This window comes from Streptomyces natalensis ATCC 27448, from assembly GCF_000935125.1.
GTDB lineage: Bacteria > Actinomycetota > Actinomycetes > Streptomycetales > Streptomycetaceae > Streptomyces > Streptomyces natalensis.
In genome coordinates this window covers 296,966-315,636 of the sequence record NZ_JRKI01000008.1, presented here as the reverse complement: position 1 = coordinate 315,636, position 18,671 = coordinate 296,966, and the positions used below count along the sequence as shown (strand labels likewise).

Here is an 18,671-nt window from a genome sequence, read left to right as displayed (position 1 = left end):
CCTGCGCTCATCTGCCACCATGGACGGGTGAACAAGATTCCACGCGGCACGCTTCAGGAGCAGACCTTCTACGAACAGGTCGGTGGCGAGCAGACCTTCCGTCGTCTGGTGCACCGCTTCTACCAGGGCGTCGCACAGGACCCGCTGCTGCGGCCGATGTACCCGGAGGAGGACCTGGGCCCGGCCGAGGAGCGCCTCGCGCTGTTCCTGATGCAGTACTGGGGCGGCCCGCGCACCTACAGCGACGGCCGCGGCCACCCGAGACTGCGGATGCGGCACGCCCCGTTCGCCGTCGACCGGGCCGCGCACGACGCCTGGCTGACGCATATGCGCGACGCCGTCGACTCCCTGGACCTCGCCGAGGAACACGAGACCCAGCTGTGGAACTACCTCACCTATGCCGCGGCCTCGATGATCAACACCGCGGACTGAGGGGGTACATCGGGCAGGCAGCGGGAACGGCCGCACGGACGCCGCTGCGCCATGCGAGGAACGAGCCCCAGCGGCGTGACGCACACCGGGGGCCGCACACCGTCATCACTCAGACCGGCGTGACCGTGATCCCCGACAACCCCGTCAGCCCCTGCGCACCGGCCCGTACGGCGATCGACCCGTAGGGGGTGCTCAGCCGCAGCCAGGCGCCCGCAGCGAGCAGGCTCAGCCGCTGCGGCTGCGCGCCATGGTCGCCGCCGGGTGCGGTACCTCCGGCGAAGGCCGCCGAGCGGGCGGGCCGCAGAAAGCCCAGCGACTGGGCGGCGTGCGCGGCGCGCAGCGGAAGGTGGGTGTCGCCCAGGGTCCGCGACCAGATCTCGCGGCCGATGCGGTCGCGGGCGGCGCGGGTGCGGTGCTGCGGCGGCAGCTGCGCATCGCGGGCGCGGAATTCGGCGACCGCCCCGGCCACCGCACGCAGTACGGCCTCCGGCTCGGGCAGGCCGGGCACCCGCCGCCAGCCGCCGCGCGGCGGCAGCAGCCCGGCCCACGGCGGACCGGTGACGGACGCGGGCACGCTCAGCACACCCTCCGCCGACGCCTCGACGCCTTCGAGGAGTTCACCGGCCGAGACGGTGACGTCCAGGGCGATGTCCTCGTCGGCGAGCCGTGCCGTACGGATCGCCAGCACCTCGAAGGACGGCGGGCGGCCGAAGACGGCGAGCACGCCGTCGGATGCCTGGAGGCGTACCGCGGCCGCCCGGTCGTAATGGATCAGCCGGGCCAGGAAGGCGGCGAGATCCGCCGCCTCCCCGGCATCGGCCAGACGCAGCGCCGTCATACGGCGACGGCTCCCTCCTGGTGCGAGGCGTCGTCCAGGAACTCCTTGAGGATCGCCTTCTCCTCCGCGGTGATGCGGCGGGGGCGCTCCCGCTCGAAGTCGAACGGGACGACCACGGTCGAGGCACGCAGATACGTCGTGTCCTCGTCCTTGACCTCGTAGGCGATCGTCATCGACGCGGCACTGATCTTCGTCACCCACAGCTCGATGGACACCGGGGAGTGCCGGTGCACCAGCTGCCGCAGATAGTCGATCTCGTGCCGGGCGACCACCGATCCGCCCGTGAACGACGGGCTGCCGTCCCCCGGCGCCAGCCGGCGCATGAAGTCGATCCGCGCCTCTTCGAGGTAGCGGACGAACACCGCGTTGTTGACATGGCCGAAGGCGTCCATGTCCGACCAGCGCAGGGGGCAGGAGTAGAGGTGTCGCACGACGGTCAGCCCCGGGTGAGCTTCTTGTACGTGGCGCGGTGCGGACGGGCCGCGTCCGCACCGAGGCGCTCGACCTTGTTCTTCTCGTAGGACTCGAAGTTGCCCTCGAACCAGAACCACTTCGACTCGCCCTCGTACGCCAGGATGTGCGTGGCGACGCGGTCGAGGAACCAACGGTCGTGGGAGACGACCACGGCGCAGCCCGGGAACTCCAGCAGCGCGTTCTCCAGCGAGGACAGGGTCTCGACGTCGAGGTCGTTGGTCGGCTCGTCCAGGAGGAGGAGGTTGCCGCCCTGCTTGAGGGTGAGCGCCAGGTTGAGGCGGTTGCGCTCACCACCGGAGAGCACACCGGCCGGCTTCTGCTGGTCGGGGCCCTTGAAGCCGAACGCGGAGACATACGCCCGCGAGGGCATCTCGACCTGGCCGACGTTGATGTAGTCCAGCTCGTCGGAGACCACGGCCCACAGGGTCTTCTTGGGGTCGATGTTCTCGCGGCTCTGGTCCACGTAGGAGATCTTGACGGTCTCGCCGACCTTGATGTCGCCGGAGTCCGGGGTCTCCAGGCCCTGGAGCATCTTGAACAGCGTGGTCTTGCCGGCGCCGTTCGGGCCGATGACGCCGACGATGCCGTTACGGGGCAGGGTGAAGCTCAGGTCGTCGATGAGGACCTTCTCGCCGAAGGCCTTGTTGAGCTTCTCGACCTCGACGACGATGCTGCCCAGGCGCGGGCCCGGCGGGATCTGGATCTCCTCGAAGTCCAGCTTCCGCATCTTGTCGGCCTCGGCGGCCATCTCCTCGTAACGCGCCAGGCGCGACTTGGACTTGGCCTGCCGCCCCTTGGCGTTGGAGCGCACCCACTCCAGCTCTTCCTTGAGCCGCTTGGCGCGCTTGGCGTCCTTCTGGCCCTCGACCTTGAGACGGGTCGCCTTGGTGTCGAGGTAGGTGGAGTAGTTGCCCGGGTAGGGGTGGGCGCGGCCGCGGTCGAGCTCGAGGATCCACTCGGCGACGTTGTCGAGGAAGTACCGGTCGTGGGTGACGGCGACGACGGTGCCGGGGTACTTCGCCAGGTGCTGCTCCAGCCACTGGACGGACTCGGCGTCCAGGTGGTTGGTGGGCTCGTCCAGGAGCAGCAGGTCGGGGGCCTCCAGCAGCAGCTTGCACAGCGCGACGCGGCGGCGCTCACCACCGGAGAGGGTGGTGACCGGCCAGTCGCCGGGCGGGCAGCCCAGCGCGTCCATGGCCTGCTCGAGCTGGGTGTCCAGGTCCCACGCGTTGGCGTGGTCGAGGTCCTCCTGGAGCTTGCCCATCTCCTCCATCAGCGCGTCGCTGTAGTCGGTCGCCATCAGCTCGGCGACCTCGTTGAAGCGGTGGAGCTTGCCCATGATCTCGGCGGCGCCGTCCTGCACGTTCTGCAGCACGGTCTTGGACTCGTCGAGCGGCGGCTCCTGGAGGAGCATGCCGACGGTGTAGCCCGGGGAGAGGAAGGCATCACCGTTCGACGGCTGCTCGAGACCGGCCATGATCTTCAGCACCGTGGACTTACCGGCGCCGTTGGGACCCACGACACCGATCTTCGCGCCCGGCAGGAAGCTCAGCGTCACGTCATCGAGGATGACCTTGTCGCCGTGCGCCTTGCGCGTCTTGCGCATCGTGTAGATGTACTCAGCCAAGAGAAACCGTCCGGCAGGTTTGGATCTTCAGGATCGATCAGGTCTGTTTGCAGGTCCGCCGCCTGGGCCATGATGCGGCGTGGCCGCGCGAGGGCAGATACACCCATCTTGCCGTACGGCCGTGCCCTGAAGGAAACGCGTATGTCCGCGGCCCCGGAGCACGGACTGCGCTCCGGGGCCGCGGGGTGACCGTCCGGCTACTGCCGGTGTCAGAGGGCCTTCGTCTTCCCGGTGGGCCTTCTAGTGGGCCTTCTTCTTACGGAGGAAGAACACCGCGCCGCCGCCGACCACGACCAGGACGACCGCGATACCGGCGATCACCGGGGTGGCGCTGCTGGAACCGGTCTCGGCCAGGTCGGTGCCGTGACCGCCGGTGGTGCCGCCCGTGGCGGGGCTGGGCTTCGGGGCGGGGGTGCTGCCGCCGTTGCCGGCGGTCTTGCAGTCCAGGACTCCGGAGAAGGTCTTCTTGAAGCCGCCCTCCCCCTTGATCGTGATCTCGTAGGGCTGGTCCTCGGCCACCGGTACGGTCACCGTCCGTGACGTGCCGGGTGCGATCTCGTAGTCCTTGCCGGAGAGCTGGAAGCGGAACGCCGTATCGCCCTTGTTGCTGGCCGTGACGTCGACACCGCCCTTGGCGCAGTTCTTGTCGGCGGTGACCGCCGGGATGGCGCCCTGCTTCTTCCAGGAGACGGTGGCGGCCGCGGAGACCGTCGACTCGCTGGAGCCCGCCAGGATCTGCGTCTGGCTCTTGGCGTGCTCGCCGATGCCGGTGAAGGCACGGCCGACCGGGACCTTGGTGGCGGCCTGGGCAGTCAGCGAGGTGCTGCCGTCGGCGGCGCCCTTGGGCACGTCGAAGAACAGCCGGGTGCCGTCGGTGGCACTGGTGACGGGCTTGCCGTCCTTGCCGACGACCTTGACGCCGGAGGGCAGGCCGGCGGCCGGGGAGACGGTGACGCTGTCGGCGTTGGTGTGCACGGTGACCGGGCCGAGCCTGCCGCCGGACTTGCCTGAGACGGCCGGCGGGTCCAGCGTCAGCGACGCCTTGGGCTCGGCGAGGTTCCGGGCACTCTTCTCCAGGTAGTCGGCGAGCTTCTCGGCCGCCGGGTCGACCGCGTCCACCTTGACGTGGTCGGAGAAGCGCCAGATCGCGACCTGGGTGCCGGCCGCGGCGGTGTTCTCGGTGAGGTTGCCTGCGTGGGCCTTGTTCGCGAGCGCAGCCAGGTCATTGACCTGCGGGTACGAATTCTGGAGGATCCAGCGGATCTTGCCCGCGTCCCCGTTGTTGTGCAGCGACGAGGCGCTCCAGGGCACTTCCTGGTACTTCGCCTGCTGCTGGGTGGGGTTGTGGATGTCGATGCAGTACGTCTGCAGCGTCCCGCCGTTGTCGACCGACATCTCGAAGAGTCCCGCACCGACGCGCTGGTCCTGCCCGTCGGAGTGCACGATCGCCTGGTCGAAGGTCTTCAGACCGCCGAGCGTCGCGGTGGCGCCGCCCTGCTCGGGGGGCGTGTCATCCGCCGCAGCGGTCCCCGCGGTGGCTATCGCACCCGCCGCGATCAGGCCGGAGGCCACGACCGCAGCGGCAAGACGGGCTGCGCCCCGCCTTTTCATCGCAAGCATGAATTTCCCCTCTGGGCGAGGCTGTCGGTGGGGGAGGGTGCCTCGCCGGAAAGTTCCCGAAGGATTCCTCGCACCACGCAGGACTCAACAGCCGAAGTGGTCAGCCCCCGTGAGTACTCGTCGGATCTTATGGAGCGGGCGCATCACGGTCCCCAGGAATGGCACCCCATAAGCGATCCGAATCGCAATCGTTATCGACTCCAGGCATCCCGTGCTGGCCCTATCGACAAATTGCCTGGACGTATCGGGGCAGTAGGGGCAAGAAGGCGTCGCTTTACCCTCGCATCTTGTCCTCAAGCCTTGTCCTGGCGCCTTGTCCTGGCGCCTCACCGTGACGCTTCCTCAGCCCGATCGCTCCTGAACCGGATCGGGCACTCCGGGTGCCGGGCCGGCACCCGGCGGCGCCCCGTCCGCTGTCTCCGAGGGCGGCGGCCCCGACTGCGGTGGCAGCGGCTCCGTACGCGGCCGGGTGACGCGGCGGAAGGCGGCGGTGCCGCGGGCGAGGTCATGGCCGATCGCGACGGCGTCGACCTCCGCCGAGAACCACCGCTGCCCGCCCCGCTCGGGCGGCTGCTCCCCTTCGCGTACGCGCAATCGGCCCTGCACCACCAGCGGTTCGCCCACCGCCACGGACGCCGCGACATTGTCCGCGAGACCGCGCCAGGAGCGCACCGTGTAGAAACTCGTCTCGCCGTCCGTCCAGCATTCCCGCGTCCGGTCGTAGCGCCGCACCCGCGTCGCCAGCCGGAACCGCGCCACCGGCACCCCCGCCGTCGTCAGCCGGTGCTCCACCGCCGTCGCGGCATTGCCCACCAGCGTCACCATCGTGTCGTTCATTTGGTCCTCCCCCGTCGGCATCCGCGGCCGTCCCGCGTGCATGGATCCCATGCTGCACGGCTTCCGCAAACGCCGCGGCGGGCTGTGGACAACGGCCCGGCTGTGGACAACTCGGCCACCCGGGAGGGCGATCCGCAGCCCCGTGAGAGGTGCCTACCGGCGGAGGGATCCCCGTACGCCCCTGACGCCCCTGACGCCTCCGCCGCCCCTACGCCCTTGACGCCACCTACACCCCCGACGCCACCGCGTACTGCTCCCGCACCTCGCGATAGCGCAACAGCTCGGCCGCGACCGGCTCCAGGACCCGGGCCCGGCCGCAGCCCGCCGCCGCGTGACGCAGCCGCCGCTCGGCCTCCTGCCCGTACCGCCGCGCCGGACCCCGTGCGGCGACCCGGCACAGCCACGCCAGCGCCGGGCCGCCCACCGACCCGATGACCGCGGGCAGCAACGCGGCGACCCACGCCGCCGGTTCGACGACGCCGACGGCGATGCCCACCAGCGACAGCACCCCGACGACCTGGAGGACGAGCAGCAGCCCCTGCAACGAGGCGGCCACCTTCCACCACCGCGGCCGCCCGGCCGGCCCGCCACTCAGGGCCTCCTCCGCCTCGGCCGACACCTTGTCCAGCGCCTCCGGCAATCCCGTTGAGCCCCGGCCGGCCGCCTCGCGCACGGCCTGCGCCCAGGGCGCCGGCAGCCCCCGCGCGGCCTCCGCCGCCACCGCCCGTACGGCCTGCTCCACCACCGGCCGCGCCGCCGCCCGGCCGTCGGCCGGCCTGGGCTCCACCCCGGCGGTGCCCGAGGACCGCTGCCGGCCCTGCCGTACCACCGACCGCTGCGCGACCGTGTGCGCCCGCCCGCTCTCCGGCCCCCGCCGCCGTCTGCGCAGCCGGGACCACGGCGAGCCGCAGGCCCGCTCCGCATGCCGCAGCCAGTCGCGTTCCACCGCGCGCCCGTTGGCGACCGCGCCCACCGCGTCCGCCAGCCGGTCCTCGAACTCCGCACGGGCCCGTTCCGTCAGCACCACCCGGCTCTGCGCGACATACTCCGACCGCAGCCGTCCGGCCGTCGCATCCACATCCGCCGCCAGCCGACGGTCCGCCGCCCCCCGTTCCGTGACGAACTGGCCCAGCGCATCGCGCAGTTCCGGCACCCCCTCGCCGGTGGCGGCGGACAGTGCCAGCACCGCGGCACCGGGTTCGCCGTGCTCGCCGAGCGCCAGCCCGTCCTCGTCCAGCAGCCGGCGCAGATCGTCCACCACCTGGTCGGCGGCGTCCCCGGGGAGCCGGTCCACCTGGTTGAGGACGACGAACATCACCTCGGCGTAGCCCGCCAGCGGCCGCAGATAGCGCTCGTGCAGGACGGCGTCCGCGTACTTCTCCGGGTCCACCACCCAGATCACCGCGTCCACCAGGGTCAGCATCCGGTCCACCTGGGCGCGGTTGGCGGTGTCCGCGGAGTCGTGGTCGGGCAGGTCGAGCAGGATCAGCCCGGTCAGTCCGGGGGTGAGGTCCGGTGCGAGATGCCGCCGCCGGGGCGGCACGCCCAGGCGGTCCAGCAGCCCGTCCGCTCCCGGTCCGCCCGGCCAGACGCATCCCTCCGGCTCCGAGGTGGTCGGCCGCCGCGCCCCGATCTGGGAACGCTCAGCTCCCACCAGCGCGTTGAACAACGAGGACTTGCCGCTGCCGGTGGCTCCGGCCAGGGCGACCACGGTGTACTCCCCGGAGAGCCGGCAGCGCTCCCCCGCCGTGTCCAGCAGCCGCCCCGCCTCGGCCAGGGTCTCCCCGTCGAGCCGGGTCCGGGAGAGCGCGATCAGCTCCCGCAGGGCGTCCAGCCGTGCCCGCAACTCGGCCGTCCGCACGCCCCGGGCCCGGTCCCGCTCGTAGGTCCGCCCCTGCGCGCCGCCCGCCCCGGTGTCTGCCATGACATCCAGGGCGCGGACGAGGTCCCGGTCCGCGCGGGCGGCCGTGCGCCCGGTGGCGCGTACGGGGTCCGCCACCGGCGGCGGTTCGTCGTCGGGCGCCGCGGAGGAGCCGTCCCGCGGGCCCGGCGGGCGCACCGCAGACCGGGCGCCGCCCCGGACCCGCCGCGCGATCAGCCCGTCGTCCCAGGCCCCGGCGCGCCCCTCGGCACACTCCTCGGCGCCCACCGGCGTCCCCGCGTCCGCCGAGCTCTCCGCATCCTCCGGACTCCCCGCCTCCCCGCAACTCCGCGGCTCCTCCGCCGTGTCCCAGTCCGCCGCGGCCCTGTCCACCTCGTCCATCTCCTCCCCCTCCGCACCCGGCGCCACCTCGGAACCCCTCACCCCGACACCACCCTCTCCGCCTCCCGCATCCGCTCCATCTCCCGTTGCGTCTCCTTCTGGAGCACCGACAGCGCGGCGATCAGCTCGGCCTGCTGCTCGGGCGGTACGGCCAGCCGGTCCAGAGGGGCCAGCCGCCGCTCGCGTTCGCCGTCCAGGGCGCGCGCCAGATACGTCGCCAGCAGCCGGCTGCCCCGGTCGCACAGCCGCAGCGCGGCCTGGGCGCCCAGCAGTTCGGCGAGGTTCTCTCCGGCCGTACGGGCGCGCCGGCCGCCCAGCAGCGACGCGGCCAGCAGGGCCGCCGACTCCTCCGGCGACGCCGATGCCGCCCGCTCGCCCCCGGGCCCGCCGCGCGCCTCTCCCCGTTCCTCCTCGGCCAGTTCCTCCAGACAGCGCCGCCAGCGCCGCACCGTCACACCGATCCGGTCCGCCGCTCCCTCGGCGGCCGCGGCCGCCGGCTCGGCGAGGTCCTCCGCCGCCGGATCGCGCCGCCAGGACTCCGCGGCCCGCTCGTCCGCCTCCTCGACGGCGCAGGCCAGCAGCGAGGTCAACCCCTGCGTCAGGGCATCCAGCAGCTCCTCCGGCCGTCCGCCGGACCCGTGTCCGTGCCAGTGCGCCCGGGCGTCCCCGGCCAGCACCTCGCCGGACGCGACCTCCTGCCGTACCCGCTCCGCGGCCTGCTCGTACGCCTCCTCGACCCGGCCGCTCAGCCGCAGCGCCGCGGCGTGCTGGGCGGCGGCCGCACCGGCCAGCGCGGGCAACCGGCTGCGCAGCGAGGCGATCACCCCGGAGGCCGTGCGATCGGCCGCCGCACGGCGGGCAACCGGGTCCTGGGCGTGCCGCTCGAGCCAGCCTCGCAGCGCGGCGACCGCCGTGGCCGGCAGCAACCCGCTGCCGCCGCCCGCCGATTCGGGCAGCTCGGGAATGGTGAACCGGGGCACCTGCCCGAGCCCGGCATGGTGCAGCATCTCGGCGTACCGCGCGGAGATGTCGGTGACGATCTGATGCGGCACCCGGTCCAGCACGGTCACCAGCGTGACGTCGTACTCCTTGGCCGTACGCAGCAGATGCCAGGGCACCGCGTCCGCGTACCGGGCCGCCGTGGTCACCAGCACCCAGACATCGGCCGCGCAGATCAGCTCGGCGGCCAGCTCCCGGTTACCGGCCACCAGCGAGTCGATGTCCGGGGCGTCCAGCAGCGCCAGCCCACTGGGCAGCGCAGGATCCGTCTCGATCCGCACGGTGGGCATCGCCTGCTCGCTCCCGTACGGGCCGCCGGCCGCCTCCTCCTCGTAGTCGTACTCCGCCTCCCCCGGGGCCCGCCGGTCGGCCCCGGCGCCCTCGCCGTGGCCGCCGCCGTCGTCCTGCTCGGGCACCCACACCCGGGTCAGCTGCGGCAGCACCCGCTGCCCGGCGAACCAGCGCTGGTCGTCGGGATGGCAGACCAGCACCGGGGTACGCGTCGTCGGCCGCAGCACCCCTGCCTCCGACACCCGCCGTCCCACCAGCGAATTGACCAGGGTGGACTTGCCCGCCCCGGTGGATCCGCCGATCACGGCGAGCAGCGGGGCCTGCGGTGACCGCAGCCGGGGAATCACATAGTCGTCGAGCTGGGCGAGCAGCTCGGAGCGGTTGCGCCGGGCGCGGGGAGCGCCCCGTAGCGGCAGCGGGAAGCGTGCGGCGTCGACGCGATCGCGCAGTACGGACAGCGCTTCGAGGAGCCGGGGTCGTACATCCAAGGTCGCCACATGTGCAGAATGCCCAATTTCGATGGGTTTTTGAAGCGTATGACCCCGTGTGCGCGCCGCAGGAATCCACATAGAACGGGACAAGTGACCCATGAGACGATCGGGACAACTGAGATGCAGGCATAACGAGTGCACAACACCCGCCCCGCGAGACACCAAAAACCGTGCAGGATTCGTACCTGCCTGCGATTATCGGGATCGCTTCACCGAACCTCCACAACGTGCCACGGAGGTGAAGCAACCGGTACGAGGTAGCCGGACCCCTATCCTTGTCCGCGGTCCGTGATCCACGTCCACCACCTGGCCCCCGTAGCTCAGTGGATAGAGCAGGCGCCTTCTAAGCGCTTGGCCGCAGGTTCGAGTCCTGCCGGGGGCGCTCTCGCAGGCCCTCCCACGGGAGGGCCTTTTCACTGCCTTCAGGTTTACCGAATTCAGGCGTACGGAGTTCGGGATTTACGGACTTCCCGACGAGCACTCCGCAATGACAACTCGCCCGCCGGCCTTACCCCTCCGCGCCGTACTCGCGCACCGGCGACACCGCCCGGCAGCCTTTGCCGCACCCGAACTCGGCCGAGGAATACGGCAAGTCGGCACACCGCACGCGCCCACCGGATCCGCCGGACGAACGACGACGCCCCAAACCCCCCGAATACACCGGACACGGGACGGCCAGCGGTGTGGATCCCCTCAGATGACTACTGCTAGTGTGCGCCCAGTCACAGCAGGCAATCAGGCCTCTATGTACAGGCAATGAAGGACCGAGGGTTCCATGCGCAAGTTTCAACAGGTCGTGATCGTCACCGCAGCGGCTGGCAGCCTGTCCGCCATCGGCGCCGGTGCCGGTACCGCCTACGCCGACGGTAATGCCGGCCACCACGGGAAGGGCGGCATGTTCCGTCCGTACCAGGAGTGCAGCCCGCAGACGCTGGTTGACAACAACCTCCCGTTCGGCGTGCTCAACGTCCCCAACACGTTCGGCACCAACTGTGCCCAGTTCAACCACGCCTTCGCCAAGAAGTAGGACCGGCGCGACGGCCGCGCGATGCGCGCCGCGGGCCCTTCGGGAGCCACCCCCCGAAGGGCCCGTTCGCATGCCGCGCGACCACAGGACGGGGCGCGTTCAATCCGGACAGATGCCCCGTCAATAGTCATACGTCACTAAATCCGGCGCGTCGCTCCGCGGTTGCGATCATTTCGTATTAGCTTGCCGTAACTGTACGAAGTCGATCAGTAGCTGATCGCAACCGCTCAAACTACCGGAGATGACCATGCACAAGCTTCGTAAGGCTGCCGTCGTGGCCGCCGTCCTCGGCAGCGTCGGCTTCCTCGGCGCCGGCACCGCTCACGCAGGCGGCCAGGGCAACCAGTTCGACATCGCCCAGGGCTCGCACTGCCGCTCGCACGACCTGAACGTCGACGTCCTCGGCGAGGTCGGCGTCCTCAACGGCCTGCTGGGCAACGCCCTGAACGGCGAGGGCAACTCGGGCGGCCAGGCCACGCCGATCGGTTCGAGCATGGGCTGCAACAACAGCGCCCTCGACGGCGGCGGCAAGTAACGGAAAGGGGGCCCGGCGTCCCGGCTGCGGGCCAGGCGCCGGGCCCCCTTCTCCTTTCCCCAGAGCCCGGGCGCACACCGATTCACGGTGTGCGCCCGGGCATCGATCACAAAGGAACAGAACACACACATGTTCAGTCGGAAGAAGATCGCAGCGGTCTCGGCTCTCCTCGGCGGCCTCGCCGTGACCTGCACCGGCGCCACCCAGGCGTATGCCGGAGGATCCGCGGGCACCTGCTCCCGGGACCTTCAGGGCAACATGACCTGCATGCAGAAGGGCGACGAGGGCAGATACATCGTCCACCAGACGCAGAACTGCCAGGGGGTGAAGCCGCTGGAGTGGCCCGCGCCCGGCCTGCTGAACCAGGGGAGCACCCGGGTCGGCCCCGCCGTGTCCTGCTCCAACTCGGCACCGGAAGCCCCGCCCCAGGGATTCCAGCCGCCCCAAGGTCTCGGATGACGCACTCCGGACGCTGCGATACGAGCCTTCGGCGGGGCCGGGTCCCGGCCCGCGCCGGCCGACGCGCTACGACGGGCGCCGAGCGGACCGCAGCACCCGCCGCCCCCTCGTTCCGCCGGAGGGCCAAGGCCCACTGAACACCCCACGAACGATGAATGGCCGGACCGGGTAACTCCCGGACCGGCCATTCACCGTCTGCGTCCCTTCACCGTTTGCCCGCCGCACGAGCGCGGCAGGTGGCCTCAGAGACGCGCAAGCGCCGCCGCGGCAGGCATGCCTGATGTCCCGTCAGCGAAGGCCCGCACGGCGGTGCCCAGCGTCTCGACGGGGTTGCAGTACGGCAGACCCGCCAGCGGCTGCCCCGTACAGAACCTGGCGATCAGGTCGCAGAACTCCGTCATCCGTTCCACCGGGGCCAGATGGTCGGCCTCCTTGATGGTCGTGAAGGACGCGCTGGGCAGTGCGGCGGCCACCTCGCGGCCCATGGGGGGCGTGCAGAGCGTGTCGTATTCCCCGGTGACCACCATCGACGGGACGGCTGCCGCCGGCATCGGCCGGTACCACTCGTGCCCCATCAGCCGCGTGTTGTGCTCCACCGACATCCTGATCTCGTCGTCCGACTGCCCCATGAACTGCGCATACAGCAGCCGGGAGACGACCTCGTGCCTGCGGACCGGACCGGTGCCCGGCGGCGACATGAACCGCTGGACCAGTTCGGTGGCGATCCGTGCCCGCTCGCCGCGCTCCAGCATGCGCTTCCAGCGCGGTACGGCCTCGGCGTAGTCATCGGGAATGACCTTGGTCATGCCGACCAGGCCGAGCCGCGCAAGAAAGCCGGGGTACTGCTGGGCAAAGCGCAGGGCGACGGCCCCGCCGAAGCAGGATCCGATGAGGTTGACCTCGGGCATGTCCAGTTCCGTCAGCATGTGCTGAACGGCCGCGGCGAGGAAGTCCAGCCCGTAGGAGGCGGGCAGGAAGTCCGCCTCCCCGTATCCCGGGAGGTCCACCGTGACCATCGTGCTCCAGGAGGTCAGCCACTTCTCGTGCCGCCGCCATGCGTGCCGGTTCTGCGCGGAACCGCCCAGCATCACCAACGGCACCGTCTGCGGGGAGTCCTGATGGAGGATCCGGCAGTGATACGTGAAGCCTTCGAAGGCGAGCACCCGCTCCTCCACCCGGACTTCTTCCGGCGGCCTCGGAACGGACGCCGCCACGGGTGAGTCCTGCGCGACGCCGATGTCAGAGCGCATAGTGCCCCCGGGGTGAAGGGAAGGATGGCGGAATGTCCATGATTGCACCATTACTCCGCATTCCGCCTACGGGGCCTTCGGCAGGCGTGTCGGTGGCCGCATACGGGGCTGGATACCGCCGCGAGGGGCCCGCGGCTCGCCGGCCGACCGGATGACCGAGGCGCGGGTACCGGATGCCAACTCCCTTGATCCAAAGCCCCGTTCGCCGATCCGCAAACACCGCCCCGAACCCCGCCGAGAGCTCCCTCCCTCGGCCGTCCGCCGGGCCCGTTGGAGGACACGAAGAAGGCACGAAAGGGCCCCGGCTCCGGGCCAGTGGCTCGGAGCCGGGGCGCCTTCCCGCTATCTCGCTGTGCGATCCGCGCGAGCTACGCGACGGCCGGCGTTCAGCCCGCGTTGTTGTTGCAGCCCATGTCCGCACCGAGGTGCGTGGGCTGCGCACCCGGGGAGCCCTCGCCGTTCAGCGCGTTGCCCAGCGCGCCGTTGACGGCCCCGACATCGCCGAGGACGTCAACGTTCATGTCGTGCGTCCGGCACTCGACGCCCTGATCGAGGGTGGCGCCATCATGCGCACCCCCCTCACCGTGGGCGTAGGCGGTACCGGCGCCGAAGGCGGCGACGCTGCCGAGGAGGGCGCCCACGAAGGCGGCCTTCTGAAGCTTGCGCATTTCTTCTCCGTTGAATCGAGCGATGCGATCTGCGGCAGATCGACTTCTTGCAGTGACGAGCAGTGAGAAATGACCGACGGAATGCCCCGCACCGCCCCGACCTCGGGCGACGCCCCGAGGCGGCGGCGATCGGTCCGAACGGGACGTTGGCCTGGGCCTCGGGCTGCGCTCCCCGTACGGACCGGAGGGGAGGCGCCGACCCGCGGGCAGACCTACGGGAACCGGGCCGTTATGACGGGCTCACAGACGCGGCTCGCGGGCCGGCTCCGTCGGGCGTTGAGTGGCGGCCGAGCGGCCCCGCCGGCGCAGTCGCTGCGCTCCAAAGGCGGGGCCACACCTGGCCGTTCGTGACCCGGTCAGGAAACGTGGGGCAGCTCGACCTGTCCCACCGGAGACGCCATGAGACGCCCGACCCCCAGCTGGGAGAACGGCGGGACGGCCGGCGCGACCGTAGGGTCGACCAGCGGGTTCACCGCGGGGTTGAACTGCGGGTTGACCTGCGGCCCGACCTGCGGAACGGTCTGCGGCTGGACCATCTGCGGAACGACCACCTGCGGGGCGACCTCCGGCTTGACCGTCGGGGCCGCCTGCGGCGCCACCTGCGGGGTGACCGGGGAGGCCGACTGCTGCGGGGCGGCGCTCTGTTGCGGGGCGGCGGCCTCCTGCTGCGGAGAGGACTGCGAGCTGGAAGCGTGCGCGGCGCCCTGCGATGAGGCCCATGCGGCGACGTGCGAGCCATCCCCCTGCGGAGCCGCCTGAGGAGCGGGCGGCTCCGGGGCGGGGGCCGGGGCCGGAGCCGGCGGAGCCGCCTGCGGGGCGGGCTGCGGAGGCGCCGGTGCGGGGGCCGGCGCAGGAGCCGGAGCGGGGGCCGGGGCCGGGGCGGCCGCCTGCTGCGGAGCGGCGTAGACAGGGGCCGGGGCAGGGGCCGGCGCGGGAGCGGGGGCCGGCGCAGGGGCCGGCGCGGGAGCCGGGGCAGGGGCAGGAGCCTGCTGCGGAGCGGCGTAGACAGGGGCGGGGGCCGGCGCGGGAGCGGGAGCGGGGGCCGGCGCAGGGGCCGGCGCGGGAGCCGGGGCAGGGGCAGGAGCCGGCGCGGGAGCCGGAGCAGGAGCCGCCTGCTGCGGAGCGGCATAGGGAGCGGGAGCGGCCGCCTGCGGAGCGGGAGCCGGAGCGGCGGCCCCGGTATATCCGGGAGAATCGGCATGGCTGACGCCGGCACCGATAGCGGACAGACCCCCCGCCGCCGCGACGACGAGCATGGCCTGGTGAAGCTTGCGCATGGAACCCTCGGCCCTTCATTACCTGTGCATGGAAATCTGGTTACTTATTCAGTCTTGTGCGCGCTATCAGTGGTAATCCTGGGGTTTCACACCCTGCGCACCCCCGTGCCGGACCACGGTGGGAGCCTCCCGCACGAACGCGACAACACCCACTGCACTGCTCTCCCACACCCCTCGAAGCCGACGGCGGCTCCCATCGCCTCTCCTCTGATTCGTGTCGGACAACATTGCGGCGGGGTCACCACACACCACCCCCCGATACCAAGGAGGAGCAATTTCCGGCGGCGGCCCACGGGCCCATTCGCTGTTCTCTCCCAGCGGGCAACGAGATTTCCCCTGGTCCGGTCACGGGAGCCGGAGCTCCGTCACCCATTTGCCGACGTCCGGATTATCGGGCTACCGGTCACCGCGAGCGGACCGAACTCCCAATCGCCACATGGCCTTTCCCGTGACACCGGGGCACGACCGAGAACCCAGGGCCGAGCGCGCAGTTCTCCATATGATCTGATCGACGCCGTGCGACATTCCCTCGCCGAGGCGGTCGACGAGCGCCATCTCGCAGCGGCTGATCCGGAACCCGGACCGCGATAACAACCCAGGACTGATTTCCCGTCAGTTACCTGGAGCTGGTGGCCAATCCAGCAGTTGGGCGCGCCTGCTCCACGGCCGACGGTTCACCCTCGTGCGATCAGGTGACGGCCTGGCGTGGGCGTCGGAGGCTGCTGCGCACGGGTGGAAGGGTGGCCGCGCAAGCAGCATTGCCCATCGACACAACGTGAAGCAGGAGCCGCTATGCGCCGTGCACTCGCCGCCCTTGTGGGAGCCCTCGCTCTCGCCGGGACACTCTCCCTCCCCGCCCACGCCGACCCTCCGGGCGTCACCCAGAACGTGCCAGCCCTCATCGGCGTCCCCCTGAAGCTCTCCTCCGACGTCGGTCCGCTGCACCTCGGCAACTGGCCGCCGATCGACCTTCCCCACTGACGAGTCACCGCGGTCGGCGCACCGGCCGCGGTATGCGTGCCCGCGAGGACGAACGGGCCTGTAAGACGGGGTGGGTAACGCCTCCCCTCGGTCGGCGGCCGTCGTCGTCCGGTGGACTTCCGGTCTGCCGGACGGCCGCCTGGCGAACGGCGCCGTACGCGAACTGCGCCGCCGGCAAAGCGATCTGCCGCCGCCTTTTGGCATGTTCCGCCGACCGCAACTGCCGCGGGAGGACGGATCCGCATCCGCTCCGGAATTCGCCGGAATACCCTCACAGTTCACAGCGCTTGAGTACCCTTGCCCGGAAGTGAGCAGCACCAAGGGAAAACATCTCTCCCTATATTCCGAATATCTGCCTCTGCTCAGCCAATTGGGCGTATGCGCCAGGCTGAAAGAGTGATCGAAATGCCGGATTCGTGGCTTACTCGCCTCGGACTCGTTGAGTCCTGTGCGGTCCGCGGTCGTGACCGCACTGCCACGAAGGAGAAACGTGATCACTAAGGTCATCGCCGCTTCGGCTGCCGCCGGCGGCCTGCTGCTCGCGAGCGCGGGCACGACCGTCGCCGACAGCGGCGCCAAGGGGGCCGCCATCGGCTCTCCGGGCGTCGTGTCCGGCAACGTGCTCCAGGTACCCGTCCATATTCCGATCAACGTCTGCGGCAATACGGTCGGGTTCGTCGGAGCGCTCAACGCAGCCTTCCACAACACCTGCGTCAACGTCAGCGGTCACCACCACGGCCACGGTGGGGGCGGAGCCCAGGCCAAAGGCGTGGCCGCACACTCTCCGGGCGTCCTGTCCGGCAATCTCGTGCAGATTCCGGTGGACATCCCGGTGAACGCGTGCGGCAACTCGGGGGATGTGATCGGCATTCTCAACCCCGCCTTCGGCAACCGCTGCGCCAACGTCGAGGGGCCGGGCCACCGGCACCACCACAAGCAGAGCAGTCACACGCCGCCGCAGCACCATCACCACCACCACAAGTCGTCGGAGCACCACCGTCAGCATGTGTCCCAGGGCCACCACCAGATGGCGCCCCCGGTCACCACACCCGCGATCGGACACCACCCCCACGCGGTTCCCGCTCTCCCCCAGCTGGCAAAGACCGGTGCGGAAGAAAGGATTGCCCTGGGGATTCCGGTCAGCGCCGCGCTGGTCATCAGCGGCGTCCTGCTCTACCGCCGGGGCCGCCGGGCCGCCGCCCGCGACTGAGCGGAGGTAGCGACGGCCGCCCACGGCCGTCTCTCCGTCATATCTGAGTGTGGGGCCCGGAATCCACCGGGCCCCACACTCATGTGACCGCATACGCATGTGTCCGCTCGGTTTGCCTGGGACCGCCGACCCCGCCCGTGACCGTTCGGCCGCGGCACCGTAACGCCGCCCCTCCCTCAACTGCCCGACCACCGACGCCACCTGGCGGCTGCCGTTGAGGGATCGCCGAGGCGTCTGCGGCGCGCCGCAGGCTTCCCTGAAGCGACCCGGCCCCAGCCGCTCCCGGCTGCTCCCGCACAGGCGAGCCCACCAACACCCCAAATGATTTACGTCAGTCGGCAAATGGGTGACCCCGCCGCGGCTCCCGTGACCGGGCCGGGGGAAATCTCGTTGCGCGCTGGGAGAGAGCAGTGAATTGGGCCCGCCGGGTGCTGCCGGGGAAATGCTCCTCCCTGGCGCCGAGGGCGGCGCACGGCGACCGCTCGCGGCACTGTCGCCCAACGCGAAGCAGAGGAGAGGCGATGGGATTTCACCGTCGGCTTCGCGGCGCGTGGGAGGACAGCGCGGGGGATGCCGTCGCGGGCCTACGGCAGGTTCCACCGGGCCCGGCACGGGGGTGCGCAGGGTGTGAAGCCCCAGGATTGCCACTTTCAGAGCGCACAAGACTGCAATAAGTAACCAGATTTCCATGCACAGGTAATGAAGGGCCGAGGGTTCCATGCGCAAGCTTCACCAGGTCGCGCTCGCCGTCGCAGCGGCCGGCGGTCTGACCGCCATCGGCGTCGGCGCGAGCTCTGCCGACGCTCCCGTCGCGTACAACAGCGCCGCCCCGCCGCCCGTCCCGCAGCAGGACACCCCGCAGACCGCCGCCTGGAGCGCTTCACAGGCGACGTCGCACTCCGCCGGCTCGCAGGGCGGTCCGCAGCAGCAGGCGGCCCCGCAGCCCGCAGCCCCGCAGCAGTCCGCGCCACAGGTCAATCCGCAAGTCAGCCCGCAGTTCAACCCGTCGCTCTCGCCGCATGTCGGCCCTGCGCCGGCCCCGCAGGGAGGGCACGGAGGTCCGGGGGGCCTGCTGGGAGAGCAGAGCAACCTCTTCCATCCTTACCAGGAGTGCAGCCCGCAGACGCTGCTCGACGCCAACGTCCCGGTCGGCGTGCTCAACACCCCCGAGACCCATGGCTTCAGCTGCACCCAGGCCAACACCCAGGCCAACGCCTTCGCCACTGCCAAGGGGTAAGGCCGCAGGGACAGTCACACACCTTGCTCATCGCGGGTCCTTCGGGGGTGATCCCCGAAGGGCCCGTTCGCATGCGGGGTGGCTCGCGGGCGAATCCGTGAGCGAGGGCCAATGGAATTCGGCGCGTCGCTTGGCTACTTCAGCATATTTCGTAT

17 protein-coding genes and 1 tRNA gene are annotated in these 18,671 nt (G+C 71.0%); 8 read left to right on the top strand and 10 right to left on the bottom strand.

What is annotated here, in order from left to right:
* Positions 1–27 precede the first annotated feature (27 nt).
* The gene (locus SNA_RS06250) at positions 28–432 is read left to right on the top strand and encodes a globin (protein WP_030070911.1); all 405 of its coding nucleotides are present in this window, start codon (positions 28–30) and stop codon (positions 430–432) included.
* 109 nt (positions 433–541) lie between these two features.
* Here the strand turns inward: SNA_RS06250 and SNA_RS06245 are convergent, their stop codons facing one another.
* The 7 genes from SNA_RS06245 to SNA_RS06215 form a co-directional block, all read right to left on the bottom strand.
* Positions 542–1,270, bottom strand: coding sequence for a DUF8010 domain-containing protein (locus SNA_RS06245; protein ID WP_044363693.1), 729 nt, complete (start codon positions 1,268–1,270; stop codon positions 542–544).
* Positions 1,267–1,701 (bottom strand): acyl-CoA thioesterase, encoded by a 435-nt coding sequence (locus SNA_RS06240; protein ID WP_030070915.1) that lies wholly within the window; start codon positions 1,699–1,701, stop codon positions 1,267–1,269. Before SNA_RS06240 ends, SNA_RS06245 begins: the two co-directional genes overlap by 4 nt.
* 5 nt (positions 1,702–1,706) lie before the next feature.
* Entirely contained in the window at positions 1,707–3,371 is a 1,665-nt protein-coding gene (gene ettA, locus SNA_RS06235) for an energy-dependent translational throttle protein EttA (protein ID WP_030070917.1), read from the bottom strand.
* Between the two features lie 240 nt (positions 3,372–3,611).
* Positions 3,612–4,991, bottom strand: coding sequence for an LAETG motif-containing sortase-dependent surface protein (locus SNA_RS06230; protein WP_198534988.1), 1,380 nt, complete (start codon positions 4,989–4,991; stop codon positions 3,612–3,614).
* Positions 4,992–5,333: 342 nt separating this feature from the next.
* A complete protein-coding gene (locus tag SNA_RS06225) occupies positions 5,334–5,828 on the bottom strand; it encodes a single-stranded DNA-binding protein (protein ID WP_078969712.1) in 495 nt (164 codons plus the stop codon).
* Between the two features lie 226 nt (positions 5,829–6,054).
* The gene (locus tag SNA_RS06220) at positions 6,055–8,133 is read right to left on the bottom strand and encodes a GTPase (protein ID WP_241779558.1); all 2,079 of its coding nucleotides are present in this window, start codon (positions 8,131–8,133) and stop codon (positions 6,055–6,057) included.
* Positions 8,130–9,878 (bottom strand): dynamin family protein, encoded by a 1,749-nt coding sequence (locus tag SNA_RS06215; protein ID WP_241779557.1) that lies wholly within the window; start codon positions 9,876–9,878, stop codon positions 8,130–8,132. The genes SNA_RS06220 and SNA_RS06215 overlap by 4 nt, the downstream gene beginning before the upstream one ends.
* A gap of 303 nt (positions 9,879–10,181) precedes the next feature.
* Between SNA_RS06215 and SNA_RS06210 the strand changes: the two genes are divergently transcribed.
* The 4 genes from SNA_RS06210 to SNA_RS06195 all read left to right on the top strand — a co-directional run bounded on the left by SNA_RS06210 (position 10,182) and on the right by SNA_RS06195 (position 11,893).
* Positions 10,182–10,254, top strand: a tRNA-Arg gene (locus SNA_RS06210).
* Between the two features lie 393 nt (positions 10,255–10,647).
* Positions 10,648–10,899 (top strand): hypothetical protein, encoded by a 252-nt coding sequence (locus SNA_RS06205; RefSeq protein WP_030070926.1) that lies wholly within the window; start codon positions 10,648–10,650, stop codon positions 10,897–10,899.
* A 247-nt stretch (positions 10,900–11,146) separates the two neighbouring features.
* Positions 11,147–11,434 (top strand): hypothetical protein, encoded by a 288-nt coding sequence (locus tag SNA_RS06200; RefSeq protein WP_044363688.1) that lies wholly within the window; start codon positions 11,147–11,149, stop codon positions 11,432–11,434.
* 129 nt (positions 11,435–11,563) lie between these two features.
* Positions 11,564–11,893, top strand: coding sequence for a hypothetical protein (locus SNA_RS06195; protein ID WP_030070930.1), 330 nt, complete (start codon positions 11,564–11,566; stop codon positions 11,891–11,893).
* Between the two features lie 242 nt (positions 11,894–12,135).
* Here SNA_RS06195 and SNA_RS06190 read toward each other — a convergent pair whose 3' ends face one another.
* From SNA_RS06190 to SNA_RS43635, 3 genes are all read right to left on the bottom strand, one after another.
* Positions 12,136–13,143 (bottom strand): alpha/beta fold hydrolase, encoded by a 1,008-nt coding sequence (locus SNA_RS06190; RefSeq protein WP_078969711.1) that lies wholly within the window; start codon positions 13,141–13,143, stop codon positions 12,136–12,138.
* A 386-nt stretch (positions 13,144–13,529) separates the two neighbouring features.
* On the bottom strand, positions 13,530–13,811 hold the full coding sequence (locus SNA_RS06185; protein ID WP_030070934.1) for a hypothetical protein: 282 nt from the start codon (positions 13,809–13,811) through the stop codon (positions 13,530–13,532).
* A gap of 356 nt (positions 13,812–14,167) precedes the next feature.
* A complete protein-coding gene (locus SNA_RS43635) occupies positions 14,168–14,410 on the bottom strand; it encodes a hypothetical protein (RefSeq protein ID WP_052808884.1) in 243 nt (80 codons plus the stop codon).
* Between the two features lie 1,470 nt (positions 14,411–15,880).
* Here SNA_RS43635 and SNA_RS06175 point away from each other — a divergent pair.
* The 3 genes from SNA_RS06175 to SNA_RS06165 all read left to right on the top strand — a co-directional run bounded on the left by SNA_RS06175 (position 15,881) and on the right by SNA_RS06165 (position 18,516).
* The gene (locus tag SNA_RS06175) at positions 15,881–16,069 is read left to right on the top strand and encodes a hypothetical protein (RefSeq protein ID WP_030070527.1); all 189 of its coding nucleotides are present in this window, start codon (positions 15,881–15,883) and stop codon (positions 16,067–16,069) included.
* Between the two features lie 490 nt (positions 16,070–16,559).
* Complete coding sequence (locus SNA_RS06170; protein ID WP_051877484.1) at positions 16,560–17,279, top strand: chaplin; 720 nt, start codon at positions 16,560–16,562, stop codon at positions 17,277–17,279.
* A 718-nt stretch (positions 17,280–17,997) separates the two neighbouring features.
* A complete protein-coding gene (locus SNA_RS06165; protein WP_044363674.1) occupies positions 17,998–18,516 on the top strand; it encodes a hypothetical protein in 519 nt (172 codons plus the stop codon).
* Positions 18,517–18,671 lie beyond the last annotated feature (155 nt).